Here is a 26,263-nt window from a genome sequence, read left to right on the forward strand (position 1 = left end):
TGTGAGGCAGCAAGATGAAACAGCCCCAGTACATCGGCACCACCGACCCGATTCTCGCCGCCGGCGACGAACCCGCCAGCAACACGTCGCCCAATGCCTACTTCGGCGACATTCTCGACGCCCGCCTGAGCCGTCGCACGCTGCTGCGCGGCAGCCTGGCCGCCGCCGTGGCCGGCGCCATGGCCACCACCCTGCCCTTCGGCCGCGTCCTGGCCGCCGGCACGGGTGCCCCGGCCCCCAGTCTCGGCTTCAAGGCGATTCCGGTCAGCGCCGCCGACAGCGTGGTGGTGCCGGAAGGCTACCGGGTACAGACCTTCATTCCCTGGGGCACGCCGATCAACGGCGGCATGCCGGCCTTCTCGCTGGACGCCAGCGGCGAGGACCAGGCCCAGCAGGTGGGCAGCCACCACGACGGCATGCACTTCTTCCCCCTCGACGGCAGCTCCCGCGACGGCCTGCTGGTGCTCAACCACGAGTACGTGGAGCCGCGCTACCTGCACGGCGCCGCCCGGGGCCTGGCCCTCGACTCGGAGGGCTTTCCGCAACACGAGGACGGTTCCCGCGACCCCGACCAGGTGCTCAAGGAACTCAACGCCCATGGCGTCTCCGTCGTTCGCGTGCGCCAGGGTGCCGACGGCCAGTGGCAGGTGGTCGAGGACGCCCGCAACCGTCGCATCACCGGCCTCACGCCGATGCGCCTGGCCGGGCCGGTGGCCGGCACCGGGCACGTGGTGACGAAGTTCAGCCCCGACGGCAGCATGACCCGCGGCACCCTCAACAACTGCTCCAGCGGCGTCACCCCCTGGAACACCTACCTGGCCGCCGAGGAGAACTGGGCCGGCTACTTCGCCAACGAGGACCCCGAGATCGAGCGCCGCCAGGCGCGTTACGGCATCCAGACGCGCGACACGGGGCGTTACCAGTGGCACCGGGCGGCGGGCGGCGCCGACGAGACCCTGCGCTTCGATGCCAGCACCCGCGGCGCCTCGGCCCGGGACGACTACCGCAACGAGCCGCACGCCTTCGGCTACATGGTCGAGATCGACCCCATGGACCCGCAATCGACGCCGGTCAAGCGCACCCACCTCGGGCGCTTCGCCCACGAAGGGGTGATCTTCGCCCCCGCCGTGGAGGGCCAGCCGGTGGTCTGCTACTCGGGCGACGACGCCCGCTTCGAGTACATCTACAAGTTCGTCTCGGCCAGGCCCTTCCATGCCGCCACGGCCGACGGCTCGCTGCTGGATGAAGGCACGCTCCATGTGGCGAAGTTCCACGATAATGGCAGCGGCGAGTGGCTGGCCCTGGCCCCGGGCGAGAACGGCCTGACCCCGGAGAACGGCTTCACCGATCTGGCCGACATCCTGGTCAACACCCGCAGCGCCGCCGACCATGTCGGCGCCACCAGGATGGACCGCCCCGAGTGGGGCGCCGTGGACCCGGTCACCGGCCGGGTCTACTTCACCCTGACCAACAACACCCGCCGCGAGCCGGGCCAGGAGGATGCCGCCAACCCGCGGTCCGACAACGGCTTCGGTCATATCATCCGCTGGCAGGAAGACGGCTCCCACGCCGGCACGCGCTTCGCCTGGGATCTCTTCATGCTGGGCGGCGACCGGGAGAACGGCCGCAACCCGGCCGGCGAGCCACTCGGCGATGACGCCATCTTCGCCAGCCCGGACGGCCTGTGGATCGACCCGGACCGCCGCGTCTGGATCCAGACCGACATCAGCGAGTCGGTGATGAACAACGGCATCTACGAGGTATTCGGCAACAACCAGATGCTGGCCGCCACCCCGGAGAGCGGCGAGATCAAGCGCTTCCTCACCGGCCCCGTGGGCCAGGAGATCACCGGCGTGATCACCACCCCGGACCAGCGCACCATGTTCGTCAATGTCCAGCACCCGGGCGCCACCACCGACGCCGAGGCCTTCGCCGCCGGCGACTTCGCCAGTCACTGGCCGGAGGGCGGCAGCGCCGTTCCCCGTTCGGCCACCCTGGTGATTACCCGCGAGGACGGCGGCATCATCGGCACGTGATACGTGAGCACGAATGCAGCGAGTTTCGCCAATGGCGGGGCTCGCTGCGTTGCGGGTCATCGAGTCGAATGACGGCTCCTTAGCTGCCGTTGAGAAAGCATCCCTCGGCAGCATAGAGTCCTCAGGAATCGATGTTATCCACCCACACCACCCCAGAAGATAAAGGCCATCACCACGAGCAGCAGGAATATCGTCTCGGCAACCATCAGGATGACAGGCTTCCAGCCAACCACCGCCAGTTTCTGGAACGACGTCTTGATGCCCAACGCGGCAATCGCCGTGACCAGGCACCAGCGGGACAGAGTCGCCATTCCTTCGTTCACCGTCTCGGGGATGAGCCCCAGGCTGTTGACCACGACGAGTAACACGAAACCGACGAGGAAGCCCGGCAACATCGGCATCTTGGTCGTTTCACCCTCTTCCTTGCGAGACTTCCGGAATAGCCACATGAAGATCATCACCACCGGCACCAGCATGGCGACCCGCACCAGCTTGACCAGCGTCGAGATGTCACCGGTCTGCTCGGAGATCATGTAGCCGGCTCCCACCACCTGGGCCACGTCGTGGATGGTGCCACCGAGAAAGATTCCGGCCTGCGTATTGGCCAGCTCCAGGGCCGCGGCGATCAGGGGATAGATCACCATCGCCATGGTGGAGAGCGTGGTCACCCCCACCACCGTCAGGATGGTGTTGCGCTCGCTGGTTTCGTGGCGAGGCATCACCGCCGACAAAGCCAAGGCCGCCGAAGCACCACAGATGGCCACGGCGCCACCGGTCAATAGCCCCAGATCACGAGTCAAGCCAAGGGCCCTGGCCAGAACCGCGCCAATGGCGATAACCAGTGCCACCGCCCCAACCACGGTGAGCACAGGACCAAGGCCCAAATCCCCGACCTGCTCCAGTGTCATGCGCGCACCCAGCAACGCTACGCCAAGCCGCAACACTGTGCGGGCGGCGAACTCGATCCCCTCGCGGCAGCGCCCCTCTTCACTCAGGAAATGCAGCGACATGCCGAACAGCAGGGCGTAGAGCAGCGTCGGCCCACCGTAGTGATCGGCAATGAAAGTAGTGGCCAGAGCGATGGTGATGCATACCAGCAGGCCGCGACCGATGGCACGATGGCGACTCAGCTGCCGGATGAGTCGAGATACCCCGCCCGCTCCAGGCGTTGTGAAGATATGAAGTTTCATTTGCATGCTCTCCTGACCCCCGTCGCCGGGACACACTCGCCCTTCCCCGGCCCGACATAAGCCGAGCCAGGCGGGGGGAGGTCCAACAGGGTGAGAAAAATAATGGGCGGCGCAGGGCAACGAAGCCCGGCCACTCAGAGAGTTGAGGCGTCAGCGTCCGTCCGCCGCGGCAACGACTTGCTCGGCCAGCACTTGGACGGTATCTACGACGGGAACCGAGGTATCCAGCGCATCCCCAATCACCGACAGCTCGGTGCAGGCCAGCACCAGGACATCGGCCCCTCGCTCCCTGAGCTCATCAGCGGCCCTGGTGATGGCGGCAAGGGTATCGGGATGGCGCCCCTGGCCGCGCTTGACGGCCCGGATCACATCGAGCACGGACGCCTCGTCATCGGGATAGACGAGTGACAGCCCGCGTGATTCGATAAACCCCTCGTATAGGCCGATCTTGCGTAGCGCCGGCGAGCAGAGCATGCCCACTCTGGCCCCGGGTATGCGGCGTGCGATGGTGTCCAGGGTGCACTCGACAATGTGCCAAACTGGGATGCCTACAGCATCCTGAGCATCCTGCCAGTAGTAGTGCGCGGTATTACAAGGCATCACCAGGAAGTCGGCACCGGCCACTTCAAGTCTCCGGGCCATCTCTGCAATTGCGGGCCCGGGATTTTCGCCGTCACCGTCGATCAGCGCCTTGATACGTGAAGGAACTTTCGGGTTGTTGTCCACAAGCAGGTGGACATGGTCAATATCATCTTCAGCTGCTGTGACATCAATGACCCGTTGCATAAAGGCCACAGTGGCATCAGGGCCCATCCCACCCAGCACACCCACAATGGTATGGCGGTCCGAATGGTGAGCCTCAGAATCGTGATTGTGAGTCGTCATAGGTTACCTATTTATTCGTTATCAGAAGCCAAGCAGTTCTGGCAGCCATAGAGAAATCTGGGGAAAGAATGCCAGCAGCAATACGATCACCACCATCGACCCGACTAGCGGCAGCGCTCGAACCGAGATGCGCTCGATGGAGACATTGGCGATACTGGAGCTGATAAACATGTTTTCACCCAGTGGCGGCGTGGAAAAACCGATACCGAGGCTAACCACCAATACGATGCCAAAGTGGATAGGGTCGACGCCAAGCGCTGCCATCACTGGCAGTAGCACTGGCGTGACGATCATGATGGTAGCAAGAATCTCGATAAACATGCCCACAACTAGCAAGAAGCCAATCACCAGCACCCACACCAGCCACAGACTGTCAGTAACCTGTAGGATCCCCTGAGCGATCATGGCCGGGATGTGATTCTCAACCAGAATGCGACCGAAGGCGGTAGCGGTAAACATGATGATAAGCACACGCCCGGTCAGCCAAGTAGTGTTCTGAAAAGCCTCGTTGAGCCCGCGAAGAGACGATTCCTTATGGATAAAGATCCCGACAAACAGGGCATAGAAGATGGAGACTACCGCGGCCTCTGTCGGCGTGAACATTCCGGAATAGATACCGCCCAAGATCACCACCGGCGCCATGAGCGACCAGAACCCATCCTTCAGGACCTTGACGATACGTTTCCAGTCGTAACCCGTGCCTTCGGTCTGATAGCCGTTGCGCTTCGCCGTGATGTAGTTTGCCACCATAAGACCAGCACCGAGCATAATTCCCGGAATCACCCCTGCAATGAACAGCGCAGAGATGGATTCATTGGCAGTGACGCCGTAAATAACCAGCGGCATGCTGGGCGGGATCACAACCCCGAGCCCGCCGGCAGTAGCGGTGATCGCCGCGGGATAGCTACGACCGTAGCCGCGCTCGATCATGGCAGGAATCACCAGCATCCCGACGGCGGCCGTCGTCGCCGGTCCGGATCCGGAAATGGCACCAAAGAACATGCAGGCCATCACCGCGGCCGCGCCCAACCCACCGGCCGCAGGCCCTGCCAACTCTTCGGCAATGAGAATGAGACGTCTAGCGATGCCGGCATTCCCCATCAAGGCCCCTGCCAGGATGAAAGAGGGTAGAGCCATGAGCGGAAACGAATTGATCGCTGAAAAGGCCAGCTCGATCAGCGAACTGATGTCATCTCCGCTCATGACGTAAACCGCCAAGGAGGCAACACCAAGGGCCACTACAATAGGTGCGCCAAAAAGTAGCAGCGCTCCAAACATGGAAAACAGAACTGTTGCAGCCATTATGCTTACCCCTCTGCTTTGTTCGAGGGAGACTCTGCGGTCTCGTGGGCGTGCTGTTCGGTAATCTTGCTGACCTCTTCCTGCTCTACGTCTCCAGGCTCGATGCCCTTGACCAGCTTCAGGTACTGGACCTGCAGGACACGAAGCGCCATCAGCACGAAGGCGATGGGAAATACGAAGTAGACATAGGCCAGCGACCAACCCAAAGCGGGAGATTTATAAGGGAACTCCAGCAGTAGACTAATCAGATCCAAGCTCTTCCACGCCAGCACCAGGCAGAAACCGACCCAGACCAAGTCGACCAGCAGCAACAGCGTATTGGCGACTCGTTTTGGCATCATGTTGATGTGAATCTGCAACCGGTTATGTGCCCCCAGATGAGCCGCATGGGCGGCACCTAGGAACACGAACCAAACGAAGGCGTAACGGGCCAACTCCTCGATCCAAGCCGTGCCGATGCCAAGCGTCACACGCATGACCACCTGAATGAACAGCAATACCACGAACACCCCGAGCAGGAAGCGGCAGGCGTAGTCTTCGATATGATTGAGCAGCTTTGCTAACACGAAAGCCTCCTTCCCGAGTGGGAGTGAGTGGAGGAGGAGTGGGCCGGGTGGAAGTAGGCCACCCGGCCAGACCTATCTCAGTGACCCAAGGCCTTTTGCATTTCCTCGAAGGCTTCCTGGCCACCAATGTCGTCATAGAACTCGGGCCAGACCTGCTCTTTGGCAATGCGAATCCACTCATCCTCATCTTCTAGAGTGGATACCTCGACACCTTCAGCCTCCATACCCGCACGCGCCTTGGAGGCCTCGGTCAGCTGGAATTGCAGCGCATAGAGCTGGGCCTCGAGGCCGGCCCGATCGATGATCGCGCGCTCCTCATCACTCAGCTTCTCGTAGGTCCTGACCCCCATCACGATGGGCTGCAGCGAGTATTGGTAGTGCACTTCGGTGAGGTAATCCTGCACTTCATGGAATTTCATCGTGTAGTTGACGATGTATGGGTTGTCCTGGCCATCGATCACGCCCTGCTGGAGGCCGGTGAACACCTCGGGCCAGGACATGCTGATCGGACTGGCCCCCCAGGCCTTATAGGTGGCCAGCATCAGCTCGTTCTGCGGCACCCGCACCTTGAGCCCCTCGATGTCCTCGAGGGTGGTCACGGGTCGCTTCGAGTTGGTGAGATATCGGAAGTTGGAATACAGCCAGCTGACGATGTGCACGCCGGCTTCCTCTTCAGCGATGGCATTCCAGCGATCGGCGAGGGGACCGGTGGTGGCCTTGACCGCATCGGCATGGCTGCGGATCGCATATGGCATGGTCAGGGCGCCGAGACGCGGCGCATAGGGCGTCAGGTTGCCCACGCCGACAAGCGCAAAGTCGAGCTTACCGATGCGGGTATCCTGGATCATGCCCGTCTCGGAACCAAGCTGGCCACCGGGGAAAAGCTCGACCTGCATCTCACCGTCGGAGAGCTGTTCGACCAGCTCCTCGAAACGCTGGGCCAGTGCGCCCTGGTCGGACTCCATCGGGTCCCCCATGCCAACCTTGAAGGTCTCGGCCTGTGCCGCCTGCGCGGTCAGGGTGGCGAGGATAGCGCTGGTTAAAAGAGTTTTCTTGAACATTGTTATCTCTCCAATCTGCATAGAGTTGGTACTACATGGCGTCGGTCTTGTTCGTTGCCTGATCCATGGCGTCGCCCATCAACTGGACGATGTCGTCACAGTCCCTTTCGTCAAACGTCAACGGCAGTCGAAGATCGCAAAGCGTGGCCAGCACACGGTCGGCATTCGGCAGGGGGCGAGTTACCTCGAGATACCCCCAGCTGTCGTAGCGACTGGTGTAATCTTCCGGTTGCGACTTTCCGTACCACTTGAGCGGAATGCCGCGGGCTTCACAGCCTGCGACGAACCGAGCGATCTGGTCGTGGGTGAGTGACGGCAGCCGGAACTGGATCGAACTGCCAACGAAATCTTCTTTCTCGTGACGGGGGATGGGCTGGACCAGCGCCATGTCAGCCAGGCCAGCCTCCAGGCGACGATAGAGCGCGTTCCAGCGTTCCTTGCGCGACACGAGCTCGGCCAACTGCGGGCGCAGGATCGCCGCACGCAGGTTGTCCATGCGGCCACTCATATTGGGCGTCACCAGTCGCGTCTCGCTGAAGGACTCGGCCTCCGGCACCGCCAGATGGCGGTCATAGAGCATGTAGGACCCCGACATGATCACCGCCCGGCGCATCACCTCGGGATCCTCCGTGCTCAGCAGGCCACCCTCCCCCGAATTGAGGTGCTTGTACGTCTGGGTACTGAAACACCCTACCTTGCCGAAAGTGCCACTGGGCCTACCGGCGAAGGTGGCCCCCATGGTATGGGCGCAGTCCTCGATCAAGGTGATACCATGGGCCTCACAGACCGCCACGATGGCGTCCATGTCGCCGATGTGGCCGCGCATGTGCGACAGCATGAAGAAGCGTGCCCCCGTTTCTTGCGCCGCGGCAGCGAGGTCATCGGGATCGACGGTGGTATCCTCCAGGATGTCCACCAACACGGCCTCGCCTCCCGTGGCATGGATGCTGCCCGGCACCGGCGACAGGGTGAAGGCATTGCACAGCACCGCATCCCCGGGCTTGAGCCCACAGGCCCGCAGCGCCAGCTGAAGCGCATAGCCCCCGGAGGCGCAAGCCAGGACGTAGGGAACCCCGAGACGGGCGGCAAACTCCTGCTCCAGTAACGCAGCATCCCCCTTCTCTCCCTCGACCAGGTTGTAGCGATGCAGCCGACCGGTGCGCATGACCGCCACCGCGGCCTCAATCGCGGCCTCGGAGATCGGCTCCTGCTGGGTGAAGGATTTCGAGAAACGGCGCATGTGACCTACCTCAATAACGTTGCTGGTGGTAGACGGGGAAGTCCCATTGCTCATCGGGGAAGTACTTGGTCAAGCGCCAGTCGCAGGCTCGGGCGTGGCCTTCCATCCCTTCGGTGCGCGAAATGCGCGACGCCACCGCACTGAAGGTGTGGTTGGCCTCTGCACTGAGCTGCTGGGTGGTCAGCACCTTCATGAACTTGTGCACATTGAGGCCGCCGCTGTAACGGCCAGCGCGCTTGGTCGGCAGGATATGGTTGGTCCCCGAGCACTTGTCGCCGTGAGTGACGGTGCTCCCCTCGCCAAGGAACAGCGAGCCGTAGTTGCTCAGGTGCTCCTTCCACCAGTCGAGATCCTTGCACAGCACCTGCAGATGCTCACAGGCGTAGCGATCGCTGACCTCAACGACCTCCTCGCGGCTGTCCGCCACGATCACCTCGCCGTAATCACGCCAAGCGGCATGCACCACCTCGGCGTTGGGCATGTCATCGGCAACCTTCGGCAGAAGCTCGATGACCTTGTGCGCCAAGGGTTCGCTGGTGGTGAAAAGCCAGACAGGCGAGTTGGGGCCATGCTCGGCCTGGGAGGCCAGGTCGACAGCGATGGTCATGGGGTCGGCCGAGTCATCGGCGATAATGGCGGACTCGGTCGGCCCGGCGAACACATCGATGCCGACCTGACCGAACAGCAGCCGCTTGGCCTCGGCCACGTAGGCATTGCCCGGCCCCACCAGGATGTCGGCCTCACGACCACCGAACAGACCAAAGGCCATGCTCGCCATGGCATGCACGCCGCCCATCTCCAGGATCATGTCCGCGCCGGCCACATCCAGTGCGTAAGCCACCGCCGGGTTGATGCTGTCGCCACGCGGCGGCGAGCAGGCCACCACATGCGCAACCCCCGCCGCCTTGGCTGTGGCGACGCTCATCAACGCCGAGGACACATGCGCGTAGCGGCCACCTGGGATATAGCAGCCGGCGCACCCCACGGGCAGCACCCGCTGTCCCAGCACGACCCCTGGCTCGGTCTCGATCTCGAAGGAAACGAGGCTGTCGCGTTGCGCCTCGGCGAAGCGCCTGATCTGACGGTGAGCGAAGTCGATATCATCCTTGACCGCTTGGGGGACACTATCGATGAGCCGCTGGCGCTTCTCGTCGCTCAGGACGAAATTGGCGGTCCAGCCATCGAACTTCTCGGCGTACTCGCGCACGGCCACTTCGCCGCGCTGGCGAATATCGTCGAGCATGTTTCGCACCGCCGTGGTGATGCGCTGGTCTTCGGCGGCGACGGTCTCGGTGGCCTCGGCCGACTTGAGATGTCGAATTGTCATTGAGTTCTCCGCAGTGGAACTAACGTCTCAGGACTGTCTTGAGGTCATTCAGGCACACACGGGGGGCTATAAGTCACCTGGCAAATGGCTCACAGGCGCCCGTGATCAAGCCTGATAGTCAAGAAAGCCGAAAGCGTCCGGGTAGCCAAATAGCGCAACGCTACCGCCGGTGTGGAGGAACACGACGTTTTCGCCTGCCTTGAAATGGCCCTTACGGATCAGGTCGATCAGACCTGCCATGCCCTTGCCGGAGTAGACCGGGTCCAGCAGGATGCCCTCATGGCGCGCCAGAAGCGTCACGGCCTCGACCATGCTCTCGGTCGGAATGCCGTAGCCCTCGCCGACATAGTCACAGTTGGCGACCACCTGCTCGCGGGCCACGACGCCGGACAGCCCCAGCTTGGCCTCCGTCTTCTGGGCCAGCGCGAAGACGTTGGCCTCCTGCTTGTCCTTGGGGGCGCGGACGCCGACGCCGAGCACCGGGATACCCGCATTGCAGGCCGTCAGTCCTGTCACGAGTCCCGCCTGGGTGCCAGCGCTACCGGTCGCGTGTACCAGGTGATCGACCTGAAGGCCCATGTCGTTGACCTGAGCCAGCAACTCCAGGGCGGCATTGACGTAACCCAGCGCCCCGATCTCGTTGGAGCCACCGCCGGGAATGATGTAGGGCGTCTTGCCTTCGCTCTTCAGCTGGTCGGCCAACCCTTCCATCTCTGCCGTCATGTCGGCACCGCCAGGACGCTTGCTGACGGTGGCACCGTGCAGCTGGTCGAGGAAGACGTTGCCATTGTAGTTGTAGGCGGGATCATCACTGCCAGTACGATCCTCGAGCAGGATGTGGCACTCCAGGCCCAGCTTGCAGGCCGCCGCTGCGGTCTGGCGGGCGTGATTCGACTGGGTTGCACCCTGAGTGATGACGGTGTCGGCACCCTTCTCCAGGGCATCGGCCATCAGGAACTCGAGCTTGCGGGTCTTGTTACCCCCGGTGGACAGGCCGGTGCAGTCGTCGCGCTTGATCCACAGGCGCGGGCCTCCCAGCAGACGGCTCAGATTGTCCATGGGCTCCAGCGGTGTCGGCAGGTGGCCAAGCCGGACACGAGGAAAACGGGAAAGGTGCATACGAGCCTCCAGGCGAGAAATTTTTTGCATAAGCGTGCTCTCATGACGACCCTGGTCAAAATGACGGTGAACAAGAGTTCGCCAACGACGGGTCTGTCACAACGCTACTGCCTACGGTGTTGTCTCGGCTAATGCCAAGATACTCAGGAGCTGTTAAATTTTTGCATAGCTCAACAAAACCACCACCAAACAACCATGGGCTCAGCAAATTGCTATGAAAATCGAGTGGATAGAAGATTTTCTTGCGCTGATCGAGGCAGGCACCTTTTCGCAGGCCGCCGAACGACGCCATGTCACCCAGCCGGCGTTCTCACGCCGCATACGCCAGCTGGAAGAGTGGCTAGGCGTCGAGCTGATCGACCGTAGTGCCGCTCGGCTGTCGCTCACCGCTCATGCACAGGCCTATGAAGTGCCGCTGCGCGACTGGTTGGCACGCCTCTATGCCATGCGAAGTCGCATACGTGCCGATGCCAAGCACGGCCCCCGGGCGGTCTTGACCACCCAGCACACCTTGACCGTCAGCTATTTGCCTCGGCTTCTGCGTTACTTCCGCCACCGCGCCCCTGAAGCACGGCTTCAAGTGAGTTCATCCGATCGGAGTGACTGCATCCGCCACTTCCAGCGGGGTGAGGCGGACTTGTTGCTGTGTAGTGAACTGGAGGGCTCGCCCTTGTTCACGGATCGCACCGATATCGCGCGTGTTCCGCTGGGAACGGAGCAGTTGATCCCCGTGTGTGCCGCAGACCGACTGGGGCGGCCGGTATTTGACCTCGAGCGTGAAACTCGCCTGCCGCTGATCGGATACGACCCCGACAGTTTTCTCGGGGGTGTGCTGGCCACCCCATACCAGCTCAACCTGCAACGTCGTTATGACGTCGAGCTGGTCTGTGAAACGGCCTTCACGATCGGTATACGCGAACTTGCGCTGACAGGGCTGGGTATCGGCTGGCTTCCCCATGGACTCATCGAGGAGGACCTGGAGACAGGCAAGCTGGTGTCCCTGGTAGAGTCATTGGGTGGTCCCAAGCTGGTCGTCGCGTGTTACCGACAGGCTGGCGATGGTGCCTCCGCCGCAGATACGCTATGGCAGCTGATCAATGATCGCCCTCCCACCGTCTAGGGTGAGTGGTTCACCGAGCGCCCCCCGTCGGAGGCGCCAGAGGTGATTCAAGGCTGCAGGATCACTTTGGCCGCAGAGGTACGACCTGCGGCGAGTTCGGCGAAGGCTTCAGCCCCCTCATCGAGCCGACGCACTTCCACCCAGTCCAGGGGCCCTAGAGCCTGGGAGTCCAATAGGTCGACGGTCGCCCGCAGGTCGGAGGGGGTATAGGTGTAGGCCCCCAGGAAGGTCACCTCCTTGAGGGTGATGGCACGCACGTCGAGGCCACCCTCGTTGTCCTGCAGGCCGAGGTGCATGATGGCACCGCCAGGGCGCACGGCCTTGACAGCCATGTCGCGGGTGGGTGCCGCCCCCACACAGTCGAATACCGCCTCGAAGGAGTCGGCCTCCGGGCTTGCCTCCCGTGGGTTGAACACCTCAAGCCCAGCCTTCTCGGCCGTTTCCCTGCGCAATGGGTTGGTGTCGGCCAGCTGCAACGTGCGTACCCCCCGCTGCCGCAGCATCAGCCCCGCCAGCAGCCCCACCGCCCCGGCACCGATGACCAATACACGTGCCTCGGCCAAGGGTCGCGACAGGGCCCGCTCCAGGCGGTTGATGCCGTGCAGCGCAGTGGCCGCCGGCTCGGTCAGGGCGGCCGCGACCGATGGCAGGGTGTCCGGCAGCTCGATCAGGCAGTGATCGGGAATGGTCAGGGACTCGGCAAAGCTGCCCGCCCGCGTCATGCCGATCATGGTGCGGTTGCTGCACAGGTTCTGGTGCCCCGCCAGACAATAAGCGCAGCGCCCGCAGACGATCAGCGGGTTCATGGTGACGCGCTTGCCAGCCAGTGCCCCCTCTACCACTTCGCCGGCGGCCTCATGACCGAGGATCAGCGGTGGCTGGCGGCGCGGGTCATGGCCATGGTAGGCATGAAGGTCAGACCCGCAGATGCCGGTGGCCTGGATACGCACCCGAGACTCGCCTTCGGCCAGCGGCGCCTCCTCCGTCTCGCGCAACTCGAGCCGTTCGGGCCCGACGTAATAGAGTGCTTGCATGACGTGATCTCCTTGCGGGGTGAACTCACTTGGCGGTGAAGCCGCCATCGACGTAGAGCGTTTGTCCGGTCACATAGCCGGAGGCGGGGGACGCCAGGAAGACGGTGGGCCCGGCGATGTCAGCCAGGGTGCCGTTACGGCCGATGGCGGTGCGCCCGGCCAGGGCCTCGGACGAGGCCGGGTCGTCGAACACCGGGGCCGTCAGCTCGGTGGGGAAGAACCCCGGGGCGATGGCGTTGGCGTTGATGCCGTGGCGTGACCAGGCCTCGGCCATGGCCCGGGTCAGTTGCACGATGCCCCCCTTGCCGGCCCCGTAGGGCGCGCTGTCGGGGAAGGCCCGCTGCGACTGCAGCGAGGCCAGGTTGATGATGCGCCCGTAGCCCTCGGCCCGCATACCGGGCACCAGGGCCCGGGACAGGAAGAAGGGCGTGCCCAGGTGCAGCTGCAGGGTCAGCTGCCAGGCGGCCAGGTCGACCTCCTCGATGGGCTGGCGCAGGTTGACGCCGGCGGCGTTGACCAGGATGGTCACCGGCCCGAAGGGCTCGGCCGCCTGGCGGGCGGTCTCCTCCAGGGCGCCGGGGTCGGCAAGGTCGGCGACGAGGGCGGCCGCCTGGCCGCCCTCCCCTTCGATGGTCGCCACGCTCGCCTCCAGGGCCTCATGCCGCCGGGCGGCCACCACCACCCGGGCGCCGGCACCGGCCAGGGCCTCGGCCATGGCCCGCCCCAGGCCACTGCTGCCGCCGGTGACCAGGGCCACCCGGCCGTCGAGTTCGAAGCAGGGCCGCATCTCACACCTCCTCGGCGATCACCAGGTCGAAGGTCTCGTCCGGGTAGTACTTGGCCAGGCGGACGTCACCGGTACGCGCATGCCCCTCCATCCCCTCGCAGCGCGACAGGCGCGCGGTGGCCGCCGCCACGCTGCGGGTGGCCTCGCGGCTCTGGCGCTGGTAGGTGACGATCTTGAGGAACTTCTGGGCGCACAGGCCGCCGGTATAGCGCGCCGCCCCCTTGGTCGGCAGGATGTGGTTGGTCCCGGAACACTTGTCGCCGAAGGCCACGCTGGCCTCCTCTCCGACGAACAGCGAGCCGTAGCTGGTAAGCCGGGCCATCCACCAGTCGAGATCGGCGACCTGCAGTTCCAGGTGCTCGGAGGCATAGCGGTCGCTGACCTCGACGACCTCCTCGCGCGTGTCGCAGAGAATGATCTCGCCGTAGTCCCGCCAGGCGGCGTCCGCCGCCTTGCGCTGGGTCTCGGGCAGGGCGGCGATCAGGCCGGGCATCCACGCGGACACGGCGTCGGCCAGCTCGCGGGAGGTGGTGAACAGCCAGGCCGGGGAATCCGGCCCGTGCTCAGCCTGGCCCACCAGATCGGCGGCGACGATCGCCGGGTCCGCATCCTGGTCGGCGATGATGCCGATCTCGGTGGGGCCGGCGAACATGTCGATGCCGCAGCGCCCGAATAGCTGGCGCTTGGCCTCGGCCACGAAGCGGTTGCCGGGACCGACCAGGATATCGGCCGGCTTGCCGGTGAAGAGCCCGAAGGCCATGGAGGCGATGCCCTGCACCCCGCCCATCTGCAGGATGGTATCGGCCCCGGCCAGGTCCATGGCATAGAGGATCGCCGGGTGGATGCCCTTCTCGTCCCGCGGCACGGAACAGGCCACAACATTCTTGACGCCGGCCACCTTGGCCGTGGCCACGCTCATGATCGCCGAGGCGATATGCGCATAGCGTCCGCCGGGCACATAGCAGCCGGCGGTTTCCATCGGAATCAGCTTCTGCCCGGCAAACAGTCCCGGCGACAACTCGCTCTCGAACTCGCCTATGCTGTCGCGCTGGGCGGCGGCGAAGCGGCTCACCCGCTCGTAGGCGAAGTGGATGTCCTGCTTGAGCTGCTCGGGCACCTTGGCCTTGGCCGCCTCGATCTGCTCGCGGCCGACCACCACGTCCCCTTCCCAGCCGTCCAGGGTGCGACAGTACTCCTTGGCCTTGGCCTCGCCCTCGGCCTCGATCTCGGCCAGCATGCGGGAGACGGTCTCCTGGGTCTGGTCGTAGCCGGTGGACGCGTTCTTGTCGGCCTTCTTGTAGTAGTGGATCGCCATCGTTGTCTTCCTCTCTTCGTTGCGGTTGTTGTTGCGGTCGTTGTCGTTGGTTCACCGTTGCCCCATGGGGCCCGGATCTCACTGCTGGGCGGTCGCGACGCCTGCCGCCCTGCCCTGGCGTCGGCGATTCCTCGCGGGGAGCGCCAGGGGTTGTGTCTACGTCAGTGCACCACCTATGTAAGCGCTTACAATTTCGAGTCAAGGAGATGGCTTTCGCGGTCATCTCCCTTGGGCCCGGCCTAGAGCCCCCAGGTCGATAGCCAAGGCACGAAGGCGATCAGCAGCACCACCAGCAGCATGCCCAGCACAAAGGGGAAGGCGTAGCGGGCGATGGCCAGTACCGAGCAGCGTGTTAGTCCCGAGACCACGAAGAGGTTGAGCCCCAGAGGTGGCGTGATGAAGCCCAGGCCCAGGGTGGTCACCATCAAGATCGCGAAATGGAACTCGTTCATGCCCGCCTGGAGAGCCACCGGCAGCAGCAAAGGCGACAAGATCACGATATTGGGCGTGGTCTCCATCACGCAGCCCGCCAGGACCAGAATGCCGATCATCAGCAGGATGATGATTACCGGGGAGTCGGTCAGTTCGCCGATGCCGACGACTAGAGTCTGGGGGATATCCAGACTGGCCAGCGTCTGGGCCAGGGGCAGCGACACGGCGATGATCGGCACGATGACGCCGCAGACCCGTGCCGAAGACTCCAGCATTCGCGGTATATCGCCGAGAGTCAGGCGCCCCTGGTGGAAGCCGATCAGCACAACCACCACCACGGCTACCGAGGCCGCCTCGGTCGGGGTGAAGATGCCCGAGTAGATGCCACCCAGAATTACCACCGGCACGAACAGCGCCCAGCGGGCATCCCATACCGTGGCTCCCCAGCGGCGCCAGGAGAAACGCACCCGATCGCCTTCAAAGCCATAAAGGCGATTGAGCACCACATTGGTGATCATCACCGAGAGCATCACCAGCACCCCGGGGATCGCAGCAGCCAGGAACAGGGTCGAGACCGACATGCCAAGCACCAGACCCATCACGATATAGGCGATCGACGGCGGGATCAGGATGCCGGTACAGGCCCCGGAGGCCACCAGCGCACAGGCTGCCGGCAAGGGGTAGCCCCGCTCCACCAGGCGATGGATGGTCATGCGCCCCACCGCCGCCGCGCCGGCGGCGTCGGAACCCGAGATGCAGGCGAAGAAGCCGCAACCGAGGGTGGTGGAGCTACCGAGCCCGGTGCGCATGCCACCGACACTGGCCTCGGCCACATCGAGCAACTTGTCCGAGAGTCCCGATCGCACCAGGGCATCGCCGGTCAGGATGAACAGCGGAACGGCGATCAGTGCGAAGGCATTGATGCCCTCGAACAGCGACTCGCCGAACACCGACAACGGCAACGTCTCGGTCATCGTCAGCATGCCCAGTGAACCCAGGCCGATGGCCACCCAGATCGGCACGCCCAGCACGATCAGCCCGACCAGGACCGCCAAAGGCCCATAGAAGGTCCACCCCAGATCTGCGGCGGCCTGCCCAATCGTCATGAATTCCATAGCGGACCTCCTCAGTCGAACAACTTGTGGCCATCGAAGGGAGGTTCACCACGCCGCATGCGACGGATATCCCCCATCATCGTCTGCACCACCCGGGACGCGATCAGCAGGAAGCCGATGGGGATCGCCATCAAGAACAGGGCCTGGGACAGGCGCAGCCCCGGGGTCAGCGAGCCGAACTCCAGCGACGTCAACACCGGCGAGACGGACAGCCACAGCGCCCACACGGCCAGCACCAGGGTGGCGATGTCCGAGAGCCACCAGGCGAGTCGCTGCATCCGCGGCCCGCCGAGGTTGACCAGCACGTCGATGCGGATATGGGCGCGGTCGCGGACCGCCGCCGCGGCGGCGATCCAGGCGAGGTAGATGAAGGCATAGCGGGCCAGTTCCTCGCCCCATACGGAGGAGTAGTTCAGCACGAAGCGGCGAATGACCTCGATGGCGACCGTCAGGATGATCAGCGCGTAGAAGGTGAGCAGCAGCCAGCGCTCGCTCTTCCGATCGATGCGATCGCAACGCAGGCGGAAGGCACGCCAGGCGTCCTTCTTAGGCATTGTTGTCGACGTAATAGCCATTCGACACCTCCGTAGCCGCCAGCAGTTCTTCGAATACATCCAGGGAGCCGGCCAGCTCACGCTTGGTATCTTCCCAGGCCGGCAGCTGGTGACCGCAGCGCGCCTTCCACTGGGCGAGCTCGTCCTCGCTGGGCGAATAGATCTCGATCCCGGCCTGGCGCATCTGATGGTAGGCATAGGCCCGCGCCGCGGGCACCTTGGCCAGGTTCTCGCGGAAGGTGACATCGGCAGCCTGCAGGATGCCCTCCTGGATCGCGGCGGGCTGGGCATCGAACCATTTCTTGTTGCAGGTATAGACCTGGGCGTCGGGGACCGACTGGATGGTGGAGATGCTCGACAGCACGTCGGTGAACCCGAACACCAGCAACGCCTGAACGCTGGGGTCCAGGGCATCGGCAACGCCCTGCTGCATCGCCGAGGTGGTCTCGCCCCAGGCCACCGGGGTGGGATTGGCGCCGGCCAGACGATAGACCTTCTGCAGGATCGCCGAGGACGGCACCCGGAACTTGATGCCCTTGATGTCCTCGGGGGTCCGTACCGGGCCGTCGAGCAGGCCCTTACGCACCGCCACGGTCCGCGGGTCGATACAAACGTAGCTCAACACCTTGAAGCCACGCTCCTCCACCTTGTGGTGGACGACATCACGCCAGGTCGTCGAGGTGACCAGGTTGACCAGACGCTGGTTGTCGCCGCACCAGTAGGGGATGTTGATCAGGTCGACCTCGGGGGCGAACGGAGAAAGGTTGGAGATGGAGTGCTGCGCCATGGCGATGGTGCCGTTCTGCACCTTGCTCACCAGGTCCCCGCCAGCGCCAAGCTGTCCACCGGGTGCCAGCTTCACGTAGAGCCGGCCGCCGGTAAAGTTCTGCAGGTTCTCCTTGAAATTGAGCTGCATGATCGGATAGGCCCGAGAAGACCCCAGGGTATAGCCAGTGGCCATCGTCAGGGTGATCTCGGCGGCGGCCGCGCGCTCGCGCTCCTCCTGGGAGGTCTGCGCCATGGCGTGCTCCGAGAACAGGGCACCGCCGACACCGCCGATCACCGCGGCGGTAAAGCCGTAACGGGCCACGGCGCCCATGAACTGGCGCCGCTCCGGCCGGCTGGGCTCCCCGTCGGTACCGGACTGGCGAGTGAGGGGATTGTTGAAGGGTATCATCAGCGTGCTCCTCTTGATTGTTGTTGAAGCTCGGCCAGACCCGGGGTCATGGCGTGGGGGACTGTCGCGACTCCAGCCTGAGGCAGGCGGAGATGAAACAGGCCGTGGCGATCACCAGCAGCGCCGCCTCCTGGGCCGCGGAGACGTCGAGCAGCCCGGGGCGGAAGCGTTGGATGGCGACGTTGAGGAAGAAGACGGCGAACAGGCCCAGGGCCAGCCACATCAGGCCGCCGATGGTCCTAGGCCCGCTTGCCTTGCGTGGAGAATCCGTCATCGTCGTAGGCTCCAGCGTGTCGTTGTTGTCGTGGTCCGGCGGAGGCACCCTCCTCCGGCTTCCGCGGGCGCTGCGCTTGCCGGCGCCCCCGTTGGGGCTATACTGCGAGCAGGTTTCTTGTAAGCGCTTACAACCGCGTTGACCTCAACCTAGACTCCTCTAGAGGACTTGTCCAGCAAAAAGATGCCCGCATGATGACGACGTCCCCGACCCGGGGTCGTGGGCCGAACCAGGAGGGCGGAGACCCCATGAACAAGGAGACGCAGCGCACGCTGCTCGAGGATGTGGCCCGCGAGGCGGGGGTCTCGACAGCATCGGTGTCACGGGTCCTCAACCGGGCGCCCCACGTGAGCGAGCGGCTGCGCGAGCGCGTCGAGGCCGCCATCGAGCGGCTCGGCTATGTGCCGGACGGAAACGCCCGAGCCCTGGCCTCGCGGCGCATAGGTGCCATCGGGGCCCTGGTACCGACCCTGGACAACCCCATCTTCGGTGCCATGATCGACAGCCTGGAGCAGCGCCTCAAGCACCACGACTGCCGGCTGTTGATCGCCACCTATCGCTATGACCTGGATGACGAACTCCAGGCCCTGCGCACCCTGGTGCAGCAGGGGGTCGACGGGGTGGTGCTGATCGGCCACGATCATCGCCCGGCGGTCGGCACCCTGCTCGCACGACGCCGGCTGCCCTTTCTGAGCTGCTGGCATGCCGAGGACGACCCGGCCTGGCCGTGCATCGGCTTCGACAACGCCGCCCCGGCCCGCCGCCTTGCCGAACACCTACTGAGGCTCGGTCACCGTCGCCTGGCGGTGGTGAGCGCCCCCACCGAGGGCAACGATCGGGCCCGGGCCCGCCTGGAGGGCTTCCGCCAGGCGACCGAGGCCGCAGGCTGTCCCCTGCCGCCGGAACGCATCGTCACGGTGGAATACGGCATCGCCGAGGGCGCCCGGGCCTTCGAGACGCTGATGGGACTAGAGGCGCCCCCCACGGCCATCCTGTGTGGGAACGACACCCTGGCCTTCGGCGTCATGCTGGCCGCCCAGCGGAAAGGGGTTTGCGTCCCCGACCAACTTTCGGTTACCGGTTTCGACGACCTCTCTCAGGCCCGCTTCATGTCGCCCCCGCTAACGACGGTCGCGGTGCCGGCGATCGAGATCGGCCGTCGGGTGGCTGACGCCCTGATCGCGCGCATCGACGGCAAGATCATGCCCCACCTCCAGCTGTTGGATGCCCCCCTGGCGCTCAGGGAATCGACCGGCCCGGCACCGATCGACTAGACGGTCATCCCGTGGCCGCAGCATCCTAGCCGCGATGGTTCTGCATCAAGCGCCCACCCAGCCGAAGAAGATGAAGGCCAGCACCACCAGCAGCAGAAATACCGTTTCCGCTGCCATCAGCATCACCGGCTTCCAGCCGACCACCGCCAACTTCTGGAAGGAAGTCTTGATCCCCAGCGCGGCGATCGCCGTGACCAGGCACCAGCGCGACAGGTTGGTGAAGCCCTCGGTGACCAGGGGCGGAATGAGCCCCAGGCTGTTGATGATCACCAGCATCACGAAGGCCACCAGGAAGCCGGGCAACATGGGGACCTTGCCCTTCCCCTCTGCGTTGCGGGTGTGGCGGAACAGGAACATGAAGGCCATCACCGCCGGCACCAGCATGGCAACCCGCAACAGCTTGACGAAGGTCGAGACGTCGCCGGTGCTCTCGGAGATCATGTAACCGGCCCCGACCACTTGAGCCACATCGTGGATGGTGCCGCCCAGGAAAATGCCGGCCTGGTCGTCGCTGAGCCCCAGCACGCCCACGATCAGCGGATAGGTGACCATGGCCATGGTCGACAGCGTGGTGACCCCAACGACCGTCAGGATGGTGTTGCGCTCGCTGGTCTCGTGGCGCGGCATCACCGCCGACAGCGCCAGCGCCGCCGAAGCGCCACAGATAGCCACCGAACCACCGGTCAGCAATCCCATGTCGCGATGCAATCCCAGCAGGCGGGCCAGGGCCACGCCCATCAGGATGGTCAGCGAGACGCCGGCGACGACCGTCAGCACCGGCCCGACACCCAGTTCCGTGACCTGCTCGATGGTGATGCGCACGCCCAGCAGCGCCACCCCCAGGCGCAGGATGGTCCGTGCCGCGAACTCGATACCGGCCACGCAGCGTCCTTCCTCGGAGAGGAAGTGCAGCGACATGCCGAACAGCAGCGCATAGAGCAGCGTCGGCCCACCGTAGTGGTCGGCGATGAACGTCGTCGCCAGGGCGATGGTGACGCACACCAGGACGCCCTGTCCCACCCGGGGAACGGCGCTCATTGCGCTCTTCGCGATGCCGAGGGGCCAGTACAGGGCCTGTTTTCCACGTTCGAGGATCATGGGGTCTCCATCGATTGTTGGGGGTCGCCCGGTAACCCGGCCGATCCGGGCGCGAGGGAGCCGGGGGACGCCAACGCCTTCATCAGGTAGGCGGTGGCACCACCACGGAGGACGGCCGCTCGCTGGGTCATGCCCCGGATGAGATCCCCAAGAGCCCCTGACGCCAGCAGGTCGACCAGGCGCTCAGCTCGCCGTGACGTGGGCCATCAGGTCCGCCACCAGGGCGGCCGGCAGCGTCAATTGGTCATCGCCTTCGCGACGCAGCTGATAACGCCGGTCACCGGGGAGCCGCACGCCCGGCTGGTCCTGCATCACCGCAAAGAGGGTCTCGGCGTGCTCGACGAAGCCGGGCGAGAAACGCCTCGGATCGAACAGCAGGATCAACTGGCCGATGCCCGGTGGCTCCCCCTCGGCCTCGAAGAAGGAGCTGGCCTGGAAGCCGAAGTGACTGCCGGCGAGTCCCGCGGTGAGCAATTCCACCATCAGCGCCAGGGCCGCGCCCTTGGCGTCCCCCGCAGGGATCATGCTGCCCGCCAGGGCGGCGTCGGCGTCGGTGGTCGGCCTTCCCTCGGCATCCAGGGCCCAGCCCTCCGGGATCGGCTGGCCCTGCTTCTTGGCCAGCATCACCTTGCCCCGGGCCACCTTGGACAGCGACAGGTCCAGCAGCAGTGGATCGGCGTGCCGGCGCGGGCAGGCGAAGGCGATGGGATTGGTGCCGAACAGCGGCCGGTTGCCGCCCCAGGGCGCCATGGCCGAGGGGGCGTTGCTGAAGGCCAGGGCCAGGTAGCCGCGCCGGGCGGCAGCCTCCACCGGCGCCCCGGCGACGCCGAAGTGATGCGAGCGGGCGATGGACACCGCCGCCATGCCCAGACGTGAGGCACACTCGATGCCGGCCTCGAGCCCGCGGGCCATGGCCGGGAAGGCCAGGCCGTAGCGGGCATCGACTCGTACCACGGCACCATCGGTCTCGACGCTCGGCACCGCCTCGGCCGCGACCTTGCCACTGGCGGCCTGATCCAGATAGAACGGCAAGCGTGACAGACCGTGGGACGGCAGGCCGTCACGCTCTGCTGCCAGCAGCGCCTCGACGGTGTCCGCTGCCTCGGCCTCGCCGAAGCCCCGCCCGCGCATGGCCGCCAACGCCAGCTCACGGGCCTGCTCGACCCCCAGCTTGACGGTCTCGCTCATGAGTGCACCTCCGCCGACTGCACCAGCACCGCGCGTACGTTGTCGGCCGTCATCTGGCTGATGCGGGCGTTGGACTCCTGGGTCACGCCGGCGATGTGCGGCGTCAGGATCAGGTTCGGCACGCCCTCAAGCACCGACCCCGCGGGCAATGGCTCCTGCTCGAACACGTCGAGCATGGCCCCGGCAAGCCGTTCGTTACGCAGGGCATCGGCCAGAGCGGCCTCGTCGACGGTGCCGCCCCGGGCGGCATTGATCAGCACCGCATCGGACTTCATGCGGCCCAGGGCCTCGGCGTCGATGAGGTATCGGGTCGCCTCGGTCAGCGGTACGTGCAGGCTGATCACATCGGCGGCCTCGAGCAGCGACGCCAGGCTGTCATGGCGCTCGACCCCCGACCACTCCGGCGCCTCCGCGCTCAGATGCGGATCAAAGGCCGCCACCTCCATGTCCAGTGCCGATGCCCGGCGCGCCGTCTCCTGGGCGATGGCGCCGAAGCCCACCAGCCCCAGGGTGCTGCCGGCCACCTCGCGACCGATCAAGGCCTGGCGCGGCCACTCCCCCGCCAACATGACGTGGCTGGCGAAATAGGCCTGGCGGCGCAGCATCAGGGCGCCGGTCAGCACGTACTCGGCCACCGAACTGCCGTTGCCGCCATGGGCCGGCTTGACCGACACACCCCGGGCCTTGCAGGCATCCAGATCGATGTTGTCAAGCCCCACGCCCAGGCGCCCCACCACCTTGAGTCGCGGTGCGGCCGCCAGCAGCTCGACATCCACCTGGGTGCGGTTGCGCACGATGATGCCATCGGCCTCGGCCACCGCCGCGAGCAGTGTCGCCCGCTCCTCTACCAGAGCAGTGTCGAAGACCACCGCGAAGCGGTCCTCGAGGCTGGCGGCGGCCTGCTCGTCCATGAATTCGGAAATCACGATCTTGGGCATCAGAACCTTTCTCCTTCGACCGGGCGGCATGCCCGGCTCTCATTGTGGTTGGTCAGGAAGGGCCGCCCCGTTGGCCTCAGCCCATGAACCACCTGCCCATTGGCAGTGGCACGTTAAGCAGCAGCGCAAAGAGCCCATAGAAGCAGGCTACCAGCACCACGCCGGTCATCAGGTGACCCAGTAGCCGGCGCGGCGTCCAGGGCTTGTGCTGGGCAATCAGCATCAGGAAGAAGAAGCTTGCCAGCCCGGCCAGCAGGAAGCCGGCCCAGGGCATGATCAGCGCCCAGCCAGTCATGGCCACCACCAGCAGCACGCGCCGTGGCGTGGAGTCCTGATGGCGCTCGACATTGTCGATGACCCGATGCAGGGTGAGCTGCAGCAGCCGCAGCACGCTGGCCAAGATCATCACCGCGGCGATCGTCACGGGGAAGACCGCCCCCAGCTGGCTCATGTCGCGGGCCTGCCAGAGACAGAGGCTCCCTAGGGCGATGAACAGCAGGGGCAGCAGGTATTCGGCACGCGCCGAACAGGCGGCCCGGATCTCGCCGCGCGACACCCGGGCCTTGGGCATTGCATTGCTCATGAAGAGGCCTCCTTGTGAGAACCGCGACTGCCCGGGTCACCCCGGCGCCGTGCCAACCGCTCTTTGACGATGGGATAGAACACACTGACGACGGACAGCGCGATGATCGTCAGGGAAATGGGGCCCCCGAAGAAGGTCGTGAACATCGCCCCACTAGCGCGGCCCATGAGGAACCCCTGGACGAACCCCTGCTCGGCGATGGGGCCCAGTATCAGCCCGAGAACAATGGGTGACGGCCGGAAGCCATAGCGATTGAGCAGCCACCCTGCCACTCCCAGGGTGAGCATGATCACCACATCGCTGATGCTGTTACGAATGGCATAGGTCCCGATCACGGTCATGAAGGCGATGGTCGGCACCAACAGCGCCTTGGGAATAGTGATGATCGACTTGAAGGCATAGCGTCCGATCAATAGCCCCAGTGGCAGCAGCAGGCAGGTGGCCAGGAAGAGGCCGGCGATGAAGGTGTAGGTGATGCTGGCGTTGGTGGTGAACAGCTCCGGCCCGGTGCGGAAGCCCTGCACCAGCAGCGCGCCCAGGATCACCGCATCCGGGGGCGTGCCGGGGATGCCCAACACCAGGGTGGGAATGAAGCCGCCGCCCACGGTGGCGTTGTTGGCGGCTTCTGTGGCCAGCACCCCCTGAGGATTGCCCTTGCCGAAGGTTTGGGGTTGGCGCGAGGCGCGTCGCGCCTCGGAGTAGGACACCAGGCTGGCGATGGAGCCACCGGCCCCGGGCAGGATGGCCACCAGCGTGCCGATAGAGGCCGAGCGGAACAGGTTGAACTTGCCTAACCAGGCCAACCCCAGGCCCTCGCGCAGCCGAATCCCCCGCTGCTCCCCGTCGACCTTGAGGTGAGCCTCGGGCGTCGCCACGAGATCGATGAGGACGGGAATACAGTACAGGCCGATCAGCGCCGACACCGTCTCGATCCCCCCCAACAGCACCTGGGAGCCGAAGGTATAGCGAGTATCGCCCCCTACCACGGCCACGCCTATCGTCGACAGCAATAGCCCGAAGCCGGCGCCGATGAAGCCCTTGAGCGTGGAGCCCTCGGACAGCGCCGAGATCAGCGTCAACCCGAAGATCGCCAGCCAGAAGTACTCCACCGGCCCGAAGCTCAGGGCGACCTGGGCCAGAAGCGGGGCAAGAGTCAGTAACGCCAGCACCCCGATCAAGCCGCCCGCTACCGAGGCCAGCGTCGAGAGGGTGACCGCCAGGTCACCGTCGCCGCGCTTGGCCATGGGGAAGCCGTCGAAGGTGGTGGCGATGGCCGAGGGGGTCCCCGGCGTATTGACCAAGATGGCGGAATAGGAGCCGCCGTAGATGGCACCCGTATAGATGGCCCCCAGCATGATCAGCGCCGATTCCGGCGCCATACCGAAGGTCACCGGGACCAGCACCGCCACCGCCATGGTGGCCGAGAGGCCCGGCAGGGCCCCGATGATGATACCCGCGGCCACCCCGACCAGAGCCAGTCCCAGATTGACCGGCGAGAGGGCCCCGAGCGCATACGTGAGAATCTCCATGCGGCTCCTCCGTGGCTCAGTCGATCAAGCCGAGTTCACGAGCGGTTTCCTCGTAGACGCGTCGCTGCTCCGCCATGAATTCCGGCATCTCCTCGAGCGGCACATCGATCAACACGAAGCCGAGGTCCTGCATCTTCTGCTGGAAGGCCGGGTTCTGATTGATCTGCTGGAAGATGTCGGAGAGTCGTTGCCGGATCTCCACGGGAGTGCCTTCCGGAACCGCCATGCCGCGGTAGGCGCCGCCCACCATGTCGTAGCCGAGCTCCTTAAAGGTCGGTACGTCGGGGAACATGGGATGGCGTTCCTCGGCGGCCACCGCGAGCATACGCAGCTTGTCCTGGTGGTTGGCGGCCACAGTGGTATAGCCCCACTCTGCTTGCACCTGTCCGCCCAACAACGCTGTCACTGCGGCCCCGGTGCCCTTGAAGGGGATGTAGGTGGTGGTAACGTCGGCCAGCTGCTGGAAGCGGGTGTTGGCGACATCATTGGCACTGTAGGTCCCGCTGCCGGACAGGGTGACTACACCGGGCGCCTGCTTGGCGGCCTGAATCAAGTCGTCGAGGGTCTCGTAGGGGCTGTCATTACGCACCAGGATGGCGTCAGGGGAATAGTGGAAATAGAAGAAGTTGTTGAGATCCTCGGCCTGGAAGCCGACGTCCTTGCCCATCGGCTTGAGGATGATGTGCGGCAGGTTGGACCCCATGATGGTATAGCCGTCGGCCGTCATATCCTTGAGCTGGGACCAACCCACGGCGCCACCGCCACCGGGCATATACTGCACGACCAGCTGTTCGCCGGTGATCTCCTCGAAGTACTTCTGCTGCAGGCGGGCGCTGATGTCAGACTCGCCACCGGGGCCGAAGGGGATCACGTACCGAACATTGTTAGAGGGGAACTCATTCGCCGACGCCACCATTGACAGGCTGGTGACGATGGCCATACCGATACCCGCTGCAAGGCCGATGGATGATCGAGAGACTCGCATGGCTTACCTCCAGATAGTGTTGTTGTCGTGCTGAGCTTGCATGCATCTCGACGTCGAGAACTCTGAACCCGACGTCATGGAAAATAAGGTGGCACCTCCTCTCGTGTTTCGTGGCTTCGTCATACGCCAACGCC

24 protein-coding genes are annotated in these 26,263 nt (G+C 64.8%); 3 read left to right on the forward strand and 21 right to left on the reverse strand.

Annotated features, from left to right (window positions below):
• Positions 1–14 precede the first annotated feature (14 nt).
• Entirely contained in the window at positions 15–2,036 is a 2,022-nt protein-coding gene (locus CR157_RS05225; RefSeq protein WP_110282436.1) for a PhoX family protein, read from the forward strand.
• 134 nt (positions 2,037–2,170) lie between these two features.
• Here the strand turns inward: CR157_RS05225 and CR157_RS05230 are convergent, their stop codons facing one another.
• The 8 genes from CR157_RS05230 to CR157_RS05265 form a co-directional block, all read right to left on the reverse strand.
• Positions 2,171–3,226 carry a YeiH family protein gene (locus tag CR157_RS05230; protein ID WP_110282437.1) on the reverse strand — a complete coding sequence of 352 codons (1,056 nt, stop codon included), beginning with the start codon at positions 3,224–3,226 and terminating at the stop codon, positions 2,171–2,173.
• A 150-nt stretch (positions 3,227–3,376) separates the two neighbouring features.
• Positions 3,377–4,111 (reverse strand): aspartate/glutamate racemase family protein, encoded by a 735-nt coding sequence (locus CR157_RS05235; RefSeq protein ID WP_110282438.1) that lies wholly within the window; start codon positions 4,109–4,111, stop codon positions 3,377–3,379.
• Between the two features lie 21 nt (positions 4,112–4,132).
• Positions 4,133–5,413 carry a TRAP transporter large permease gene (locus tag CR157_RS05240; RefSeq protein ID WP_110282439.1) on the reverse strand — a complete coding sequence of 427 codons (1,281 nt, stop codon included), beginning with the start codon at positions 5,411–5,413 and terminating at the stop codon, positions 4,133–4,135.
• A gap of 5 nt (positions 5,414–5,418) precedes the next feature.
• On the reverse strand, positions 5,419–5,979 hold the full coding sequence (locus CR157_RS05245; protein ID WP_110282440.1) for a TRAP transporter small permease: 561 nt from the start codon (positions 5,977–5,979) through the stop codon (positions 5,419–5,421).
• 77 nt (positions 5,980–6,056) lie between these two features.
• Positions 6,057–7,040 carry a TRAP transporter substrate-binding protein gene (locus CR157_RS05250; protein WP_110282441.1) on the reverse strand — a complete coding sequence of 328 codons (984 nt, stop codon included), beginning with the start codon at positions 7,038–7,040 and terminating at the stop codon, positions 6,057–6,059.
• Positions 7,041–7,071: 31 nt separating this feature from the next.
• Positions 7,072–8,280 carry a DegT/DnrJ/EryC1/StrS family aminotransferase gene (locus tag CR157_RS05255; protein ID WP_110282442.1) on the reverse strand — a complete coding sequence of 403 codons (1,209 nt, stop codon included), beginning with the start codon at positions 8,278–8,280 and terminating at the stop codon, positions 7,072–7,074.
• 10 nt (positions 8,281–8,290) lie between these two features.
• Positions 8,291–9,607, reverse strand: coding sequence for a histidinol dehydrogenase (gene hisD / locus CR157_RS05260; RefSeq protein ID WP_110282443.1), 1,317 nt, complete (start codon positions 9,605–9,607; stop codon positions 8,291–8,293).
• A 105-nt stretch (positions 9,608–9,712) separates the two neighbouring features.
• Positions 9,713–10,726 carry a D-cysteine desulfhydrase gene (locus CR157_RS05265; protein WP_110282444.1) on the reverse strand — a complete coding sequence of 338 codons (1,014 nt, stop codon included), beginning with the start codon at positions 10,724–10,726 and terminating at the stop codon, positions 9,713–9,715.
• A 214-nt stretch (positions 10,727–10,940) separates the two neighbouring features.
• Between CR157_RS05265 and CR157_RS05270 the strand changes: the two genes are divergently transcribed.
• Positions 10,941–11,846, forward strand: a complete 906-nt coding sequence (locus tag CR157_RS05270; protein WP_110282445.1) for a LysR family transcriptional regulator — start codon at positions 10,941–10,943, stop codon at positions 11,844–11,846.
• A 47-nt stretch (positions 11,847–11,893) separates the two neighbouring features.
• Here the strand turns inward: CR157_RS05270 and CR157_RS05275 are convergent, their stop codons facing one another.
• The 7 genes from CR157_RS05275 to CR157_RS22180 all read right to left on the reverse strand — a co-directional run bounded on the left by CR157_RS05275 (position 11,894) and on the right by CR157_RS22180 (position 18,534).
• Positions 11,894–12,880: an alcohol dehydrogenase catalytic domain-containing protein gene (locus tag CR157_RS05275; RefSeq protein ID WP_110282446.1), complete on the reverse strand. Its 987-nt coding sequence runs from the start codon at positions 12,878–12,880 to the stop codon at positions 11,894–11,896.
• A gap of 25 nt (positions 12,881–12,905) precedes the next feature.
• The gene (locus CR157_RS05280; protein WP_110282447.1) at positions 12,906–13,667 is read right to left on the reverse strand and encodes an SDR family NAD(P)-dependent oxidoreductase; all 762 of its coding nucleotides are present in this window, start codon (positions 13,665–13,667) and stop codon (positions 12,906–12,908) included.
• Position 13,668: 1 nt separating this feature from the next.
• Positions 13,669–14,982, reverse strand: coding sequence for a histidinol dehydrogenase (gene hisD, locus CR157_RS05285; RefSeq protein WP_110282448.1), 1,314 nt, complete (start codon positions 14,980–14,982; stop codon positions 13,669–13,671).
• A gap of 239 nt (positions 14,983–15,221) precedes the next feature.
• On the reverse strand, positions 15,222–16,529 hold the full coding sequence (locus tag CR157_RS05290; RefSeq protein ID WP_110282449.1) for a TRAP transporter large permease: 1,308 nt from the start codon (positions 16,527–16,529) through the stop codon (positions 15,222–15,224).
• An 11-nt stretch (positions 16,530–16,540) separates the two neighbouring features.
• A complete protein-coding gene (locus CR157_RS05295; RefSeq protein ID WP_110282450.1) occupies positions 16,541–17,083 on the reverse strand; it encodes a TRAP transporter small permease in 543 nt (180 codons plus the stop codon).
• Positions 17,076–18,260 carry a TRAP transporter substrate-binding protein gene (locus CR157_RS05300; protein WP_110282451.1) on the reverse strand — a complete coding sequence of 395 codons (1,185 nt, stop codon included), beginning with the start codon at positions 18,258–18,260 and terminating at the stop codon, positions 17,076–17,078. Before CR157_RS05300 ends, CR157_RS05295 begins: the two co-directional genes overlap by 8 nt.
• 46 nt (positions 18,261–18,306) lie before the next feature.
• Positions 18,307–18,534, reverse strand: coding sequence for a hypothetical protein (locus CR157_RS22180; protein ID WP_146218652.1), 228 nt, complete (start codon positions 18,532–18,534; stop codon positions 18,307–18,309).
• Positions 18,535–18,782: 248 nt separating this feature from the next.
• Between CR157_RS22180 and CR157_RS05305 the strand changes: the two genes are divergently transcribed.
• The gene (locus CR157_RS05305) at positions 18,783–19,808 is read left to right on the forward strand and encodes a LacI family DNA-binding transcriptional regulator (RefSeq protein WP_181421968.1); all 1,026 of its coding nucleotides are present in this window, start codon (positions 18,783–18,785) and stop codon (positions 19,806–19,808) included.
• A gap of 45 nt (positions 19,809–19,853) precedes the next feature.
• Here the strand turns inward: CR157_RS05305 and CR157_RS05310 are convergent, their stop codons facing one another.
• The 6 genes from CR157_RS05310 to CR157_RS05335 form a co-directional block, all read right to left on the reverse strand.
• The gene (locus tag CR157_RS05310) at positions 19,854–20,906 is read right to left on the reverse strand and encodes a YeiH family protein (protein WP_219999878.1); all 1,053 of its coding nucleotides are present in this window, start codon (positions 20,904–20,906) and stop codon (positions 19,854–19,856) included.
• Between the two features lie 183 nt (positions 20,907–21,089).
• The gene (locus CR157_RS05315) at positions 21,090–22,094 is read right to left on the reverse strand and encodes an Ldh family oxidoreductase (protein WP_110282453.1); all 1,005 of its coding nucleotides are present in this window, start codon (positions 22,092–22,094) and stop codon (positions 21,090–21,092) included.
• Entirely contained in the window at positions 22,091–23,032 is a 942-nt protein-coding gene (locus tag CR157_RS05320; RefSeq protein WP_110282454.1) for a hydroxyacid dehydrogenase, read from the reverse strand. Before CR157_RS05320 ends, CR157_RS05315 begins: the two co-directional genes overlap by 4 nt.
• Before the next feature lie 76 nt (positions 23,033–23,108).
• Positions 23,109–23,615: a tripartite tricarboxylate transporter TctB family protein gene (locus CR157_RS05325; protein ID WP_110282455.1), complete on the reverse strand. Its 507-nt coding sequence runs from the start codon at positions 23,613–23,615 to the stop codon at positions 23,109–23,111.
• The gene (locus tag CR157_RS05330; RefSeq protein WP_110282456.1) at positions 23,612–25,144 is read right to left on the reverse strand and encodes a tripartite tricarboxylate transporter permease; all 1,533 of its coding nucleotides are present in this window, start codon (positions 25,142–25,144) and stop codon (positions 23,612–23,614) included. Before CR157_RS05330 ends, CR157_RS05325 begins: the two co-directional genes overlap by 4 nt.
• A 16-nt stretch (positions 25,145–25,160) precedes the next feature.
• Positions 25,161–26,129 carry a tripartite tricarboxylate transporter substrate binding protein gene (locus CR157_RS05335; protein ID WP_110282457.1) on the reverse strand — a complete coding sequence of 323 codons (969 nt, stop codon included), beginning with the start codon at positions 26,127–26,129 and terminating at the stop codon, positions 25,161–25,163.
• Between the last annotated feature and the right edge of the window lie 134 nt (positions 26,130–26,263).

This window comes from Halomonas sp. LBP4, assembly GCF_003202205.1.
Classification (GTDB): domain Bacteria; phylum Pseudomonadota; class Gammaproteobacteria; order Pseudomonadales; family Halomonadaceae; genus Halomonas; species Halomonas flagellata.